This window comes from Secundilactobacillus angelensis (assembly GCF_012641075.1).
Lineage (GTDB): Bacteria > Bacillota > Bacilli > Lactobacillales > Lactobacillaceae > Secundilactobacillus > Secundilactobacillus angelensis.
This window is the reverse complement of the sequence record NZ_JAAXLJ010000001.1, coordinates 114,068-130,824: the sequence shown is the minus strand read 5'-3', so window position 1 is coordinate 130,824 and position 16,757 is coordinate 114,068. Positions and strand designations below refer to the sequence as shown.

At 44.1% G+C, this 16,757-nt stretch carries 14 protein-coding genes and 1 other annotated feature; of the genes, 6 read left to right on the top strand and 8 right to left on the bottom strand.

Features of this window, described 5'->3' with window-relative positions; genetic code table 11:
• Positions 1-26: 26 nt before the first annotated feature.
• Together HC026_RS00550 and HC026_RS00545 are read right to left on the bottom strand one after the other, a co-directional pair.
• Positions 27-947, bottom strand: coding sequence for a DMT family transporter (locus tag HC026_RS00550; protein WP_240890985.1), 921 nt, complete (start codon positions 945-947; stop codon positions 27-29).
• A 178-nt stretch (positions 948-1,125) separates the two neighbouring features.
• Positions 1,126-2,301 (bottom strand): DUF998 domain-containing protein, encoded by a 1,176-nt coding sequence (locus tag HC026_RS00545; protein ID WP_168924020.1) that lies wholly within the window; start codon positions 2,299-2,301, stop codon positions 1,126-1,128.
• A gap of 161 nt (positions 2,302-2,462) precedes the next feature.
• Here HC026_RS00545 and HC026_RS00540 point away from each other — a divergent pair, with 161 nt between their 5' ends.
• From HC026_RS00540 to HC026_RS00515, 6 genes are all read left to right on the top strand, one after another.
• Positions 2,463-4,373 carry a heavy metal translocating P-type ATPase gene (locus HC026_RS00540; RefSeq protein WP_168924019.1) on the top strand — a complete coding sequence of 637 codons (1,911 nt, stop codon included), beginning with the start codon at positions 2,463-2,465 and terminating at the stop codon, positions 4,371-4,373.
• Between the two features lie 84 nt (positions 4,374-4,457).
• Positions 4,458-4,703 (top strand): heavy-metal-associated domain-containing protein, encoded by a 246-nt coding sequence (locus HC026_RS00535; protein WP_168924018.1) that lies wholly within the window; start codon positions 4,458-4,460, stop codon positions 4,701-4,703.
• Between the two features lie 12 nt (positions 4,704-4,715).
• Positions 4,716-5,282: a ferritin-like domain-containing protein gene (locus HC026_RS00530; protein WP_168924017.1), complete on the top strand. Its 567-nt coding sequence runs from the start codon at positions 4,716-4,718 to the stop codon at positions 5,280-5,282.
• Between the two features lie 549 nt (positions 5,283-5,831).
• A complete protein-coding gene (locus tag HC026_RS00525; protein WP_168924100.1) occupies positions 5,832-7,013 on the top strand; it encodes an MFS transporter in 1,182 nt (393 codons plus the stop codon).
• A gap of 214 nt (positions 7,014-7,227) precedes the next feature.
• Positions 7,228-7,590, top strand: a complete 363-nt coding sequence (locus tag HC026_RS00520; protein WP_408640958.1) for a helix-turn-helix domain-containing protein — start codon at positions 7,228-7,230, stop codon at positions 7,588-7,590.
• Positions 7,591-8,086: 496 nt separating this feature from the next.
• Positions 8,087-9,475 carry an amino acid permease gene (locus HC026_RS00515; RefSeq protein ID WP_168924015.1) on the top strand — a complete coding sequence of 463 codons (1,389 nt, stop codon included), beginning with the start codon at positions 8,087-8,089 and terminating at the stop codon, positions 9,473-9,475.
• 148 nt (positions 9,476-9,623) lie between these two features.
• Here HC026_RS00515 and HC026_RS00510 read toward each other — a convergent pair whose 3' ends face one another.
• The 6 genes from HC026_RS00510 to HC026_RS00485 form a co-directional block, all read right to left on the bottom strand.
• A complete protein-coding gene (locus tag HC026_RS00510; RefSeq protein ID WP_168924014.1) occupies positions 9,624-9,848 on the bottom strand; it encodes a hypothetical protein in 225 nt (74 codons plus the stop codon).
• Between the two features lie 524 nt (positions 9,849-10,372).
• On the bottom strand, positions 10,373-10,672 hold the full coding sequence (locus tag HC026_RS00505) for a hypothetical protein (protein WP_168924013.1): 300 nt from the start codon (positions 10,670-10,672) through the stop codon (positions 10,373-10,375).
• A gap of 301 nt (positions 10,673-10,973) precedes the next feature.
• The gene (locus HC026_RS00500; RefSeq protein WP_168924099.1) at positions 10,974-12,305 is read right to left on the bottom strand and encodes a replication-associated recombination protein A; all 1,332 of its coding nucleotides are present in this window, start codon (positions 12,303-12,305) and stop codon (positions 10,974-10,976) included.
• 145 nt (positions 12,306-12,450) lie between these two features.
• Positions 12,451-13,857, bottom strand: a complete 1,407-nt coding sequence (gene brnQ / locus HC026_RS00495; protein ID WP_168924012.1) for a branched-chain amino acid transport system II carrier protein — start codon at positions 13,855-13,857, stop codon at positions 12,451-12,453.
• A 160-nt stretch (positions 13,858-14,017) separates the two neighbouring features.
• Positions 14,018-14,255 (bottom strand) — a binding site (T-box leader).
• 88 nt (positions 14,256-14,343) lie between these two features.
• Positions 14,344-15,672: an enolase C-terminal domain-like protein gene (locus tag HC026_RS00490; RefSeq protein WP_168924011.1), complete on the bottom strand. Its 1,329-nt coding sequence runs from the start codon at positions 15,670-15,672 to the stop codon at positions 14,344-14,346.
• Positions 15,673-15,748: 76 nt separating this feature from the next.
• Entirely contained in the window at positions 15,749-16,744 is a 996-nt protein-coding gene (locus HC026_RS00485) for a D-isomer specific 2-hydroxyacid dehydrogenase family protein (protein WP_168924010.1), read from the bottom strand.
• Positions 16,745-16,757: the final 13 nt, after the last annotated feature.

The window sequence follows — 16,757 nt, the reverse complement described above, 5'->3', positions numbered from 1 at the left end:
GGCCTATAACGCAAAAGCGCCTCACCTTATTGGTGGGACGCTTTTTTGATGATCCGGCCAGGATTTCTAACCGCAAATGCCTGTAAGAAAGCTGTAGCTAAAATCATTGCTCCGCCTGCCATTTCCGGCAAGCCAAAAGCCGTATGGAGAACGATAATCGATAAAAAGGTTGCCGTTAAGGGTTCAAATGAGCTTAGCATCCCCGTCGTCGCAGGCAAAATGTAATTTAAACTCGTTAAATAAAACAAATAAGCAAACATGGTGCCAAAAGTTGCCACGAACAGTACTGCAGACCAATCTAAAATAGTTAGTTTAGGGATGGGTGTGGTAATGATATGTGGCATAAAAACCAAACTGCCAATCAACATCGCCCAACCAGTCACAATTTTAGCATCATATTTTTTCAGCAGTCGAATTGGAATTAGCGTATATAACGCCTGACCAACCCCTGCCATGACACCCCAGAAAACGGCTGCCGGTGCTAATTGAAGGCTATCGAATCGTCCTTTGGTAACCAATAGATATGTACCCAGTAACGCAATTAACATGGAAATCACGTCGATTCGTCGAGGCAATCGCCAATACCGCAATGCCAAATAGGCAATAATAAAAATCGGGCCAAGAAATTGTAAAATCGTTGCAGTTGGCGCATTACCATACTTAACCGCCATAAAGTAGGAAAACTGTGACGGGATCATGCCAAACAATGCGAAAACAATCAATAATAGCCAGTCGGCCCAATTTCGCCAAATTGAAATCAGTTCGTTAAAGTTACTAAGTGCCCCCCATATTACGAGCATAATGCCCGCAATGGCTAGCCGGACACCCACCAACCAGCCCGGTTCAACTGCTTGATGGGAAAATAAGTATTGGGCGGCAACACCGGACATTCCCCACAATGTTGTCCCCACGATGACAAATGTCAGCCCTTTATGTTTGTCGGTCACACTAATTGACCCTCTTCCTCAGATTAAAAGTTTCTGAGTATTATATTAGGTAAGTTTGAGCGTAAAGTAAACCTGTAATTGAGGTAAACGAGCACAGTTCGGATTTATGTGCATTTATTTTATCTAGACTAAAAGTGCTCACCAAGGCAGAGACCTGCACAGAAGAAGCCTTCTTCTATTACGGTCTCTTAACGCCTTGGTTCGTACTCTTTACTTTTACATAAAATACCCTTGTTCCCGTATCAACTAACTCTTGCAGGAACTGCAACAACAAGAGTACCCAGCCGAAAGTTAATGTGAATCCTATTATTTCGTACGCTGTCAATGATAGATACCCCACAAATTTAAACAATACTTCGGCCGTCACCAAGATTGCCCCAACGGTGTAAGACATCCGCAAAAATTCTTTGGGTAATTTCGGCAAGAACCAACGGATACCAACAATTAAAACAATAATGAAATACACCAGAAACGATGCCAAATGGTCATGAAGGATATGTGACTCACTATTATTCGGGAAAAAGCCCACCGCCCCCATATCGACGGCCATGGCGGTCAAAATCACTCGCAAAACTAGTAAGCGGACAGAATGGGGGAAATTAGCATTGAGTGAAACGAAGATATAATCAATTAACGCTACCATGATTAAGGCAGAAAACATCAGTGTCATATTGAATTGCCAACTGTTGTTAGCAACATTGGTTCCCAAAAAGCTCAGATTATACTGCCACCACTTCCGGGTACTATTGGTCGCCATCGCAATAATGACGCCACTCACGATCACCAACATAAAGATTCGAATCAGGGTTCGTGAAGAAGTCGAAACCGCGGCGTAAATCATGATGTAATTGATCATACTTTCAAAAATAAAGAAGATGATTGTGGCTGTCAGCCGGTCAAATGTCGCGCCTTTAAAAATTGTGCCCAGTAGCCAAAACACCCCTAAAAGGCCTAAGCCAAGGATCAGTCCAAAGGATAAAATCACCACCGGAAAGTTCCGCCAATAGATAGTCGCCGAAAAAGCATTTCTTTGACTTCGCCGTCCCCGAATAAAAAAGATGGTAAACAACAATGTCCCGATGATAACGCCAGCCATAATCACGGTTGTCCCCAATGAGGTATTCCCAGACATTGGTATTTGATTCCTATTTTTCATGGCAAAAAAAACGTTAAAAGCCAGAGCACTCGCCAGGGCTGGTACTAGGTACCACCAAAACGATACCCGTTGAAACAACGATTGTTCACTGGCTTCAGTGGTGAGAACTGCATCATGATTACGCAGTTCGATTTTGACGTCCTCACTATCATTAATTTGAAGCTGTTCTGCTACTTTATCTGGTAACTCAATTTTCATCGTATTTCTCCCAAATAGATTATTGTATGAGTTCATTTTGGGGTAATCGGGAATATTTGGCAAGTTTTTCCTTTTTTTCTACCAACTTGACCTGTGTCAATTATCCCTGGATCATTTCGCACTAAACTATAGACATTCAAACGAATAAAGGAGCGATCGATATGAAATTTCAACGTTATATCCAGAATCATCAAAATCAAATCACCTTAGCCAGTGCCATTTTGATTGCGATTGGTTTTGCCGGTAAGTACCTGCTAAATTCGATAATTGTTTATGACTGGGCGTTCATCCTAGCCTCAATCATCGCAGCTGTACCGATCATGATTCATGCTTACCAGTCCTTACGCGTTAAGGTAATCAGTATTGAACTATTGGTCAGCATCGCCGTTGTCGGGGCTTTCATCATTGGCGAATATAACGAATCTGCTATCGTGACCTTCCTATTCTTATTTGGGAGCTACCTCGAACAGCGAACGTTATCCAAGACGCGTCAGTCAATCAAGTCATTAACACAAATGGCACCAGAAACAGCGATTCTCCTTCACGATGACGGCGCCCAAGAAGAAGTCGACATCGAAGACGTTGATGAAGGCGACCACATCATGGTGAAGACCGGTGCTTCCGTTCCGGTCGATGGCAACATTGTTTCCGGTTCAGGCTACCTGGATGAATCCGTCATTACCGGTGAATCAAAAGCAGTTGCTAAAACCACTGGCGACTCCGTTTACTCCGGTTCAATCTTAGGTAACGGAACGTTAACCGTTGAAGCTACCAAAGTTGGTGAAGACACAACTTTTGGGAAAATTATTGAATTAGTTGAAGACGCTCAGGATGCTAAATCACCTGCCGAATCCTTCATTGATAAATTCGCACAGTACTACACCCCAGCCGTTTTGATCATCGCCGTTCTGGTCTACATTTTCACCAGAGACTTCCCCACTGCCATTACCGTCTTAGTGCTTGGCTGCCCAGGTGCCTTGGTTATCGGTGCCCCAGTTTCTAACGTGGCTGGTATTGGTAACGGTGCAAAACGCGGCATCCTGCTTAAAGGTGGTGCCGTTATGGACGACTTCGCTAAAGTTGATACCTTTGTCTTCGATAAGACTGGGACGCTAACCCTTGGTAACACTGCTGTTTCAGCCGTTAAAGACTACGCCGATGATTCGAATGAAGCACTGGCACTGGTTGCACGGGCTGAACGGTTATCCGATCACCCACTGGGCAAAGCGATTACCGATTATGCCACTCATGAAAAAGTTTCCTTTGAACAATTAGACGTTGCCGGAAATGACACGGTTAAGGGCCAAGGCCTCACCGCTACCATTGATGGTCACCACGTTCTGGTGGGTAACCTGAAGATGATGAACGCTAATCACGTTGCTTTAACCGACGCACAGCACTCTGATTTAACCGACGTTCAGCACACTGGTAGTTCAGTAGTTATGGTCGCTGTTGACGGCGCGCTGAAATTAATCCTCGGTGTATCTGACACCATCCGTCCGGGCATCAAAGAACAGTTGCAGGCATTGCGTGATCACGGCGCCAAGCACTTAGTTATGTTGACTGGTGATAATAAAATCACCGCCCAATACGTTGCTGAACAAATCGGGCTTGACGAAGTTCACGCTGAACTCTTACCCGAAGAAAAAGTTGATTACATTAAGAAGTTCAAGGATCAGGGCCGTCACGTTGCCTTCGTTGGCGATGGTATTAACGACAGTCCGGCAATTGCTACCGCTCAGATTGGTATCGCAATGGGTAGCGGAACCGACGTCGCCATTGAAACTTCCGACGTTGTCCTCATGCAATCTAGTTTCGAAGCATTGGTTCACGCTTACTCACTTTCTAAGAAGACCGTTATTAACACTAAGGAAAACATCGCCATTGCCATTGGCGTGGTTATCTTCCTGCTGATTGGTTTAATCCTCGGCTTCATTTACATGGCCAGTGGCATGTTCGTCCACGAAGCAAGCATCTTAGTTGTTATCTTCAACGCAATGCGTTTGATTGGTTACGGCAAGATGCCAACTCAAGCACAAAAAGCTGCTACTCAAAAAACTTCGCTAACTTGATTTACGTCAATTTCAAATCAAGTCAAAGCGACTAAACTATAGACAATCAAAGAAATCAAGAATAATAAAAAGGAGATCATTATTATGACAAACAAACGTGCGATTTTACAATTAGATGGTTTGACCTGCCCATCATGCATGACCAAGATTGAAAGTGCTTTGGCACATCAACCAGGTGTCGAAAAGGTGAAAGTTTTATTCAATGCCAGCAAGGCTAAAGCCGACTTCGATGACAGCAAGGTCTCCGCTGAAGAATTAGGCCAAGTTGTTGATAAGTTAGGTTACGAAGTTAAGAAGATCAAAGTTAAAGACGAAGTAGCAGCCAAGTAGGAGGAATAGGATATGACGACAGATGTTAAAGATTTAGTAGAAGAAAAGTACCAAGCTGAAGTTAAGCAAGCTGATATTGATCACCACACCCCCACTGCGGGTGCTATGACTGGCCACATCGTTTCCAACTTACGTATCTTGGATGTAAAACTTCACCAGGCTAAATGGTTCATGAAAGGCTTTGAAGCCGCCGCCGTTCGCCCGCTGTATGACGAACTCATCGACCAAGCCCGCAAAGATTACGACATGGTTGCTGAAGCCCTGTTAGACGAAAACGAACTGCCACCTTCGACTACTGAAGAATACGGTAACTACAAGATGTTAGACGAAGACGGCCGTAACAAGTACCTGACCACTTCCGAAATGATCGATATTACCGTTCATGATTACAACACGGAAAATCTGTTTGTGACCCGGGCAATCAAGTTAGCTGACAAGGAAGACCGACCAGCACTAGCTGCTACGTTAACCAACCTATTAAAGCAAAACAACCACGCCATTCAACAACTGCAAGCTCTCTTAGGCAAGACTGCCTGGGAAGGCTTAGTTGAAGAAGACGATGATGATGATGACGATTAAATTAAATGGCTGACCGCGAGTGGCCGATTTAATAACCGATATACGAAAAATAATCCGGTGCCAGTGATGGTACCGGATTTTTCAATTTTCAAAATAATTGCTAGTTGTCGTATAATTGATAATTGAACACTAATTAAAAGCAGGTAAAGAGATTGTTTCACATGAAACATAGCTAACCTGCTATTCGTGTTCGGCATATAAGAAATGAGAGAATTGAGGAAGTTAATGATGACATACCAGATTTTCCATTGGTTGATTGTGAGGACGGAGAGTCCCTTTTTACTGTGAATAGAATATTGTACCTAGCTTAAACGTGCTGCAGCAGGCAGAGACTTGCACCTAAGAACGGACTAACTAAAATCCAAAGCCGGGATTTTTGTCAGTCCACCTGCTATCTAGCCGAAACGTGCTCAAGCGGGCAGAGACTTGCACCTGAGGGTGAACTGACTAAAATCCAGAATCGGGATTTTTGTCAGCCCACCCTCAGGCTCCAGTCCCTTAACGCCCGCTTTCGCACTCTACTCTATTTGAAAGAAGCCTCTTTATATGATGAAAGAACCACAATCAATTTCACGCAAAACCGTCTTACTCATGGCGATTACCACCGGTATTATCGTCGCTAATCTGAACTTTATCCAACCCATCGAGGGGTTAATCGCTAATGATTTTCACCTTTCTAAAGCCATTGTCGGTGTGCTGGCAATGCTCACACAAATGGGCTACGCTGTTGGTCTGTTATTAATCGTTCCACTTGGTGATATTTTTGATCGTTACCACTTGATTCAATTCATGATGGTCTTATCGATTATTTCTCTGTTAATTGCGTTCATGTCACCCAATGCAATGATTTTTGCGATTGCGACCACTCTCATTGGTATCACCTCAGTGGCACCTCAAATTATTATCCCATACGCTGGCTTTCTTGCCCCCGCAATGCAACGGGGAAAAGTACTGGGAACCGTCTTAAGTGGTCTTTTGACCGGGATATTATTGTCACGGTCTTTCAGTGGCCTGCTTGGTAGCGTCATTAACTGGCAATACATTTACTTGATTGCTGCAGTCATGGATCTTATCCTGCTTCTGATCGTTCATCAAGCAATGCCACGGGATCCTCGTGGTCATCAAAATTTAAGTTACGCTAACGTCATTAAATCATTGCCCCGCCTATTCACTACTCAGCGACGACTGCGCGGTTCTTCGCTCAATGGTTTTACCATGTTCGCGGTTTCTAACGTCATGTGGTCAACCATCGCGTTCTACTTGGCTGATCAATATCATCTAGGTAGTAACGTTGCTGGATTGTTGGGTCTATTAGGGATTGCGGGAGTCTTAGCTGCTCCCTATATTGGGAACTTGGTAGATCACCGTTCACCCCGCCTGACAATTGGACTATCGGTCTTTTTCTCTGGTTTAGCCTTCCTGTTGTTCTGGCTGATTGGCCATTGGATGATTGGCCTAATCATCGGCATCATTCTTCTGGATCTGGGTACTCAATTCAGTCAAGTGTCCAACCAAGCCATCGTCCAGTCACTCAACCGTAAGGAAAGCAGTCGCAACAATTCCATCTTCATGTTCAGCTACTTCCTCGGTGGTTCGTTAGGAACGTTATCCGCTACCCGGGCTTGGAGCATCGCCAAGTGGAATGGTGTTTGCTTGGTGGCAGTCGTCTTTTTGGTCATCGCACTACTTGGACATTTGATTCTGAAGGAACCAGAAACATTACATGACTAACAACCAACTCGCGCTTATTTGCCAAAACGACAGAGAAGCGCGAGTTTTTTGGTTGCAACCACCGCAACTCCTATGTATTAAGGGTTTGTGCTTTCTTTGCAACTCACAGTTGCGCAAATATTAGTTGATTCGGGCGGAATTTATCACTTTGTTTGCGTGCCTTCTGCTAGGTTTGCGAGCATAATCAATCCTGAAAGAACAGAGAGGAGATTTCATCATGAAATTTGCAGAACAGCTTAAAGCATTACGCTCGGAATTGCATTTGTCACAAGACAACCTGGCATCTCAACTTTTCGTCTCTCGCCAGGCAGTCTCAAAATGGGAAAACGGCGATGGCACACCGGATCTGAAAACACTAGTCAAGCTAGCTGAAATCTTGCACGTTAGTTTAGACACTTTGGTGCTTGGAACCAAACCAGCAACTGGTGATCACATTGACTCGTCAGTTTTCGTCTACAATCCAACAACTGGTGAATACGAACGTCGCCGTGGTGGGATGAATTTTTGGGACTTCCTGGCCGAGTACTGGTGGACAGTTATCGCACTGGTTACGACTATTGGCATCTTTTTCTTTTAACACTAACATTAAAAAATTCTGTGAAAACTGTTTAATTTTCTAATAATGTGTGCTATTATCTATCATAACTTAATACGAACTGCAATGAAGAGAAGAGTAGAAAGATCAGTAAGGTTGAACAGCGACCATCGTTGGTGAAAGGATGGGCCAAAACGTCTTTTGAAGATGAGCTCTGAGCAATTATCAAAAGTGAAAGCTTGCGATACGTGGGAAACACGATAAAATTCCGGGCATGTATGTGCCTTAGAGGTAGCGGTGGTGACAACACTACGAACGATGGGTGGTAACACGATGAAAAGTCGTCCCTGTACAGAACATTCTGTGCGGGGACGACTTTTTGCTTAGAAAGTGGGCGATTACATGTTGAAATTCAATTTAAAAACAATTCAGGGTGATGCCGCCAACATTTTGTGTTGGGGTACTTGAACAGGTACCACTTACCAAGTTATTTAAAGAATAAACAGTAGTGATTAATCAGTGGCTAAGGAGGTAACATATGTTGAAACCAGAGAAAATTCAAATCAACAAGGATGGGACGCGTCGTGGCCTGTCCAACGTCGCAGTTCAAATGATTGCGTTTGGTGGCTCCATTGGAACCGGGCTCTTTCTGGGTGCTGGGAGTACGATTCACAGAACCGGCCCTTCGATTCTATTAGTTTATTTAATCATCGGTGGCTTCTTCTTTTTGATGATGCGGGCAATTGGTGAAATGATGTACTCCGACCCGGACCAGCACACTTTCGTCTCGTTTATCCGGAAATACGTTGGTCCAAGATTGGGTAAGTTCTCCGAATGGAGTTATTGGCTAGAATTAATTTTGGTGGCCAACGCCGAATTAATCGCATTGTCGACCTACGTCAAATTTTGGTTCCCCCACATTTCTGCCGCATGGGTGCAACTTGGATTTTGGGTCGTTTTGACTGGCGTCAACATTGCCATGGTCAGCTCATTTGGCCACTCCGAAACGTTCTTATCAGGAATTAAAATTCTCGCAATCATTGTATTGATATTGGTGGGTATCTATTTGGTCTTCACTCAGCACCAAAACCCTGCCGGCACCCGCGCTTCTTGGGGTAATTTAACTAACAACTTCACGATGTTTCCAAACGGCTTCCACCAGTTCATCATGGCCTTTCCAATGGTCTTCTTCGCCTTTCAAGGAATGGAATTCGTTGGAATTACCACTGCTGAAACCAAAGATCCAAAACACGTTTTGCCGAAAGCAGTCAACCAAATTATTTTCAGAATTCTGCTATTTTATATCGGTTCACTGGTGGTCATCATGGCCATTACGCCTTGGCGATCACTGGATCCTTCTCAAAGTCCATTCGTACAAATCTTTACGCTAGCTGGCTTGCCAGCCGCTTCTCAGGTGATCAACGTGGTGGTTATCGCCGCTGCCATGTCGACATTGAACAGCTCCATTTTCTCAACCGGTCGTCACTTGTATCAACTGGCATTAGAATCACACTCGAAACAGATGAAGGCATTCACTAAAGTATCCACCAACGGGATTCCAATCTATGCCGTCCTCTTCTCAGCAGCCTGCATGTTGTTTGCCCCCATCATCAGCTCATTTAACGCGTTGAGTACGGCATTTACCTTCATTGCGTCAGTCTCCAGCGATATCTATATTCTGGTCTGCATTTTAACCATGGTGGCGCATTACAAGTATCGCCGTTCCGCTGATTTCCAGAAGAACGGCTTCAAGATGCCCGAATATAAATGGACCAACCCACTGACGGTTGTCTTCTTTATCGCGATTTTTGTGAGTTTGTTCTTCAGCCATGAATCGATGCTACCAGCAATCGGCGCCATTATTTGGGCGGTTGCCTTCAACCTGCTACTCAAACGTGATGACGGCCTGAGCGTGAAGTATCAGTAAACTGGCATGAATTTCCAGGCAACTAAATCTGTTTTGTCGATCACAATTATTGTTCAAGTTTAGTTCAAACAACCATTTAATCTATAATGGTTTGTGCAAAAACGTCCCGGTCATATCAACTGGGACGTTTTTTACTGTTAACAGTTACCTATTTGCTTTTACGGTGGTTCCACAGCATAGACACCAATTCCATGATGCCAAAAAATATAGCTGAACCAAATAATTCATAAATCAGTGATGTGGTGTATCTCCAAAAGTGAAGTTGCCCGCTAGTGATTAAATCGTAGGCGCCTTTGCCGATAGTGAGAACAACGAGTAAGACGAATATGATTAAAAGATCAGACAAAACTTCGCCGATATATTTGCGCCACATAGATAGCTACCCTCCAAATTGGACTTTCTTTATAACTATAATATCATACTAAAGCCTGGGAATAAAAAAATTCAGTCCCCAGATTAAAACGTGGAACCGAAACATTGTTCAATATTAATTTTTAAATGTTTTAGCATTAATTTGCACACTAAAATCTCTCTGTAAAAGAGCCCCAAACCAAAAGTTGTAGTTGAAAACGTGCATACAAGTTGTTGGTATGAAAGTAAGTTCAGATAGAGCGTTGAGTTGCCTACGCGCGTTTATCTCATGGTTTAAGTTCTTTCCAGAGGGATTTCACAAATACCAAGCGCTTCAACTATATAAAGCGCTTACATTTTAATTATAACACCACTCTTAAAATAAATTTTAAACGTTATATTATCGGATCTATTAGAAAATATGTTATTATCAGCACTCAATCTTTAAAAATAACGATAAACGGTAAATAATCCGCTTTTATCGGATCAAAAAACATTATTGCATTCATAAGTATCTTCTTTGTGAGATAAGAAATTATTCAATTTTTACCGGAAAATAACGTTATTGATTCCCATGATATTCATCACATATAACACCAGTACCAGCGCATTAACAGCTGCAGAAATCAAAATGATTCCGTAAGAAATCGTTGCTGTGAAGAACCCAAATATTATTGGATTACGGTATTTTTTGCGATGATACGTAAAGGTCCAAACAATCAACATCAACGTTGCAACAGCCTGAATGATAATCCCCAACGAGTAAATTGGTAGTGAGCCTGCTCTAATCTGGAAAAAATAGGCGGCAGCGGTAATGATATCAATAATAATGGCTAATAGTGGCATGGTCGACTCCCCCCATTTAATTAGTAACCTTATTATACACAACTATTGTTGATTACTCTTAGTTTCTGACTTCGTTTGTTAATGAAAAAGGTGCTATCCCTTGAGTTTATACTGGCAAGTATTTTCATACACTCATATCCGTAATATTACTTATAAATTAGCCTTTCGTTCAATAATCCAATATAGTCCAATCGCGCTCCCAAACTCAGATTCCGGCCATGTAACGCAAATAATGCCAGCTCCGGGGATTTCACCGGAACCGGCATTATTTGCGTTACATTCTGGAATCTACCGAGTTTCGTCACTCACTCTCCGTATCATGTTCCTTATGCCAAGCCTTGATCTGCGCAAGCCGTTCCTTAAACCGGTCTTCATGGCCTTGGCTCGTTGGCAGATAATACTCATGACCATCCACGGAAGGTGGCATGGTCTTCATAGTAGTCAGTTTATCTTTGTAATTTTGCGCTAATTCATAGCCCTCGCCATACCCCAAGTCCTTCATCAACTTGGTTGGCGCATTCCGGATCTGCAATGGTACTGGATCATTGGCAGTTTGTTTCACATCCTTGGCCGCAGCCAACCGTGCTTTATAAATCGCGTTGGATTTGGGGGCTAATGATAGGTAAGTCACTGCCTCTACCAAATGAACGTCACACTCTGGCATCCCAAGAAATTGGCAAGCCTGAAAAACGTTGATTGCTACGTTCAGTGCGTTCGTATCTGCTAGACCCACATCCTCACTGGCAAAGCGCACCAACCGTCTGGCGATGTACAGTGGATCTTCGCCGCCTTCCAGCATCCGTGACAGCCAGTAAATAGCGGCATCCACGTCACTATTACGCATGGATTTGTGTAATGCTGAAATAATGTTGTAGTGCTCTTCGCCATTCTTGTCATAAAGCGAGAACTTCCGGGTGATCAACTGACTGAGATCATCCATGGTGACAGTGGTGCCATCTTCCTGCTTATCGCCGTTCAGTATTGCCATCTCCAAAGTATTGAGAGCGGTTCGGGCATCACCATCGGCAAAATTAGCAATCGCTTGAATCTCATCCGCGGTAATCTTGATCGATTCTTTACCGTAACCAGCGGGATTGCTGAGAGCATTATTGAGTAACGTGATAATATCATCTTGCTTCAACTCATGCAGCACGAAAACCTTACAGCGAGAGAGCAGGGCGGAATTAATTTCAAAGGACGGATTTTCAGTGGTGGCACCAATTAAAATGATGCTGCCCCGTTCCACATAGGGCAAGAACGCGTCCTGCTGAGCCTTATTGAACCGGTGTATTTCATCGACAAATACAGTCGTACGCTGACCAATCTCCCGGTCTAATTCGGCCTGTTTCATAATTTTCTTAATTTTACTGATACTGCTATCAACGGCACTGAAACTTAAGAAGCTGGAGTTTGTCTTGTGAGCAATAATTTCAGCTAAGGTCGTTTTGCCAACACCCGGTGGTCCCCAAAAAATCATGGAGGAGACTTGATCGGATTCGATAATTTCCCGTAAAATTTTCCCCTTGCCAAGAAGGTGTTGTTGGCCAACGAATTGGTCTAAATCTTTGGGGCGCACCCTGCTGGCAAGTGGGTCATTTTGCGACTGGTTTGAAAAAAGTGATTCTTGATGCATCATTCATCCACCCACCTTTATTTTCTCTGCCTTTACTTTAATTATACGCTTAACCCCAAATTGATATCATTTCTCAACCTTTCTACAGAACACAAAAAGGAGTCAGCTAACGCCAACTCCCTCTGAACATAACAATAAATGTGAATTAGTGATTGTGAACTTCTTGTGATGCAACACTACGACGTGCAGCAAATACTGGACGTAATACGTGTACACCCAATCCGAGTGCCAAACCAACTACAGCTGGAACGACCCAGTCCATGCCAAGATTTGCGAAAGGCAAAACGCTTTGCTGGAACGTCGCAACGGCTTTACCAAAACCACTCTGGCTAACAACGGCTGGGAAAGCATCTACCATGTCGAAGAAGGCTGGTACAGCGGTGAAGGCAACGACGAATGCGTAAACGACACCGTCACGATGGAATAGTGGTGAGAAGACTGACAACAAGATCAGTACCATGGCAAATGGGTAGAGGAACATCAGCATTGGCGTTGACCATGCGATGATGGTATCCAAGCCGAAGTTAGCTGTCAAAAACGATGCCGCACACATGAAACCTAGCCATTGACGGTAGCTCACACGACTGAAGTGCTTGTGGAAATCTTGTGCAAAGGCTGCAACCAAACCGATAGCAGTGGTTAAGCAGGTCACTGTCAGCAACGTGGCCAGCAATGCGTGACCCAAAGTACCCATGTAGTAAGTGACTAACTGGTTGAAGGCAACCCCGCCATCTGCAGAAACTTTGTACTTACCTAATGTCGTTGCGCCTAATAAGATTAAACCAACGTAGATCACACCGATCATGCTTGTGGCAAGAACGCCTGCACGGGCAGTGACTTTAGCATTGCTCTTGGGCGTCGTTTTACCAAGTTGATTAACAGCGGTAACAACTGTAACCCCAAAGGCTAAGCCAGCTAGTGCGTCCATTGTGTTGTAACCTTGTAAGAACCCATTGAAGAATGATGCGTGCTGGTATGCTGTAGTAGCAGCCATTTTACCAACACTGCCCATTGGATGAGCAAAACCCATGGCGAAGACTGCGAAAAGCATTAGCAGAAATACTGGGTTCAAAACCTTACCAACACTGGTCATGATGTTCGATTCCTTGTACGAAACAAGGAATGCGGTCCCAAAGAACAGCACTGAGAAAACCAGTAGACCAACGTGTGTCCAGCTTGCAGGAAGTAGCGGTTGGACGCCAACTGAAAATGGAATCGTGGCCGTTCTTGGTGTCCCGAATAATGGCCCGATGGTAGCGTGAATCATAACCATAAACGCCAGTGCGAATGCTGGACCCAGAGGACGGCCAATGTCATAGACACCCTTTGACCGGGTAACGGCAACGGCCAGCACTGAAAGCATTGGCAACAGCACCGCGGTAACTAGAAAACCAACCGTTGCCATTCCCCAGTGAGCGCCGGCTAACTGCCCAAGATGAATTGGGAAAATCAAGTTCCCAGCACCGAAGAAGAGTCCGAATAGCATTGAGCTGACGACTAAATATTGTTTAACTGATAACGGTTTTGGATTTAAATCTTTGACCTGTTCCATGATTGAAGACCTCCGTAATATGTGTATGATTGCTAAATAATTGAAAATTCATTTGGTTCTGACTAATATGACTAATCTGATCTTCCACGGAAACCACCACCTTTATATGTTTGATACGCTATGTAAACTAAAAAGCACCCTCCGTCCACATTCTGTGTGAACTAAGGGTGCTTCTGCACTGTACCACCTTATTTTGTTATTTTATCGCTAAAATAACCTCTTCACGTACGGTCGCTAGGACGATACGCTAACTCGATAATGGGAGTGCCCAACGTACGTTACTAAAATTCGGTACGTCGCTCAAAAGGGATGTTCACTGTTCAACTCTGGCTTCCTCTCACCAACCGAAGCTCGCTTACAGGTGCTGAACAGCTACTTAACTTTCTCATAGCGTTTGTAATTGATTTAACACTGCCAATCTTAACATTTAAAATGAGAATGTCAACATTAATCTCTAATCTTTTTGCCACTAGGTTTAGCCTAATCTCATTTGCGAACCATCGCCGGCCGTTTAGGATCAAATTGCCAACCTGGAATCAAATACTGCATGGTTGCAGCATCATCACGGGCACCCAGCTGATTTTCAACGTAAAGCCGGTTGGCCTCCTTGATAGCATTCAGATTGACTTCAATGCCCAATCCTTCATTAGTTTTAGGAACAGCCACTGCCCCATCATGAATTTCGTAAGGGTTCTTAGTGAGGTACTGACCGTCTTGCCAGATCCAGTGGGTATCAATGTCAAAGATTTTTCCCGGCGCTGCCGCAGCGGCATTCACTGCCATTGCCAGTGAAATATCAAAGTGGTTATTAGAATGAATTCCCCAGTTCAGCCCGAAAGCATCGCAAAGTTGTGCCACTCGAACTGATCCAGCCATGGTCCAGAAATGCGGATCAGCCAGTGGAATAGACACGGCATGCAGTTCCAGTGCATGCGCCATTTGTCGCCAATCAGTATCAACCATGTTGGTGGCAGTTGGCATATGTGTGCGCTGTTGAAACTCTGATAAAATTTCACGACCAGAAAACCCGTCTTCCGCACCGCAAGGGTTCTCAATATAGTGGAGCACATCTTTCAACTCATCCGCGTAATGCAGGGCATCTTTCAACGACCAGCCACCGTTTGGATCAAGGTCCAGCTTAGCCTTCGGAAAGGCTTGGTGCAAAGCTTTCATGGTCTGTACTTCAGTTTCACCATCAAAGACGCCGCCCTTTAGTTTGAAAGTCTTAAAACCATAACGATTATAAGCTGCCTGCGCCAGTTTCACTATATCTTCAGCGGTTGTGGCTGGCTGCCGACGTAATTTGCCCCAATCATCGCTTTGATCATCGTCAGTTAAATAAGGCAAGTCCGTTTTTTGACTATCACCAATATAAAACAGGTAACCTAACACGCCAACGGATTCACGTTGCTGGCCATCACCTAACAACTGCGCCACTGGTACGTGGAAATACTGACCAATGAGATCTAGAAAGGCCGTCTCCACACCAGTGATTGCATGAATCGTTGTTCGCTGGTCGAAGGTCTGCTGACCACGACCGCCGGCATCAAGGTAACCAAATTGACGCTTCATTTTCTGCAGAACTTGCTTATATTCGCCCAAGGTGGATCCAACGACTAAATCTTTGGATTGATTCAAAATCTCGGTAATGGCGGTGCCACCCGGAACCTCACCTACCCCAACCTGGTCAGTATTCGTCGTTAAAAGCACGATGTTACGGGTGAAAAATGGCCCGTGTGCCCCGCTTAGATTAAGAAGCATACTGTCACGGCCAGCAACTGGATACACCGTCATTTGACTAATTTTTACGTTCATTTTTGAAAGACCTGCCTATTTTCAAACTAAAAAGCAGGGAAAATCGTTACCGATCGCCCTGCTTTAATTAAGACTTTTATTTAATATCACCAGTTAATTCGCGAACAAGTGGTTTGCCAGCAACGATGTTCTTCACATCGGAGACACACTTCTCACCCATACCGTGCAGACACTCGTAAGTGTATGCGGAAGTATGTGGTGTAATCAAGAAGTGGCTGTTCTTCAGGAATGGGTGGTTGGCGCGAACTGGTTCAACTTCCATCGTATCAGCAGCGTAACCAGACACTTGACCACTTTCAACAGCAGCCAACATCGCCTTTTCATCAATTAAAGCACCACGGGCATGGTTCACGAAGTAAACGCCCTTCTTGGCCTTTTTTAATGCTTCAGCATTGATCATGTGGGTGTCGCCCTCATTCAGTGAAGCGTTCAATGAGATGTAGTCACACTTGCTGAGTAATTCGTCTAATTCAACCCGCTTAACAGATGGGTTGGCTTCGAACCAGCCTTCTGGTGCATGTGGTTCTGGATCGTTGATCATCACAGTGCCGCCAAAGACTTGGAATAATTCGGCCACACGGCTACCAATATTACCACAGCCAATGACACCAAAGGTTTTACCACTGAATTCGTTACCCATGAATTGAGCACGATCTTCATAGTGGTCAGCTTTGATTCGTTCTGAAGATGCCACTGCTTGACGGGTCAGCGCCATTAAGTTAGCAAAGGCGTTTTCAGCAACGGCATTTCGCTCAACCAATGGTGGAACGATGGTAACCTTTGTACCGTGCTTTTTGGCAGCAGCTAAGTCAATGTTGTTGTAGCCAATCCCGTGACGAGAGATCAAAAGCAATTCATCCTTGTTCTCAAAGAAATCTTCCTTGAAAAATGGGGTCACACTTGAAATGATTACGTTGTAGCCCTTTAATTTTTCAGCTAATTCAGGACCTGGAATATCAGGATCAACCATAAAACGATCAACTTTTCCAATCTGTTCCAATTCCTGCCAGTGTTCTTTGAAAACTTGTCCAAAACTACTTGAGTTAACTACCGCAATGTTATATTCCGTCATCAGTGAATTCTCC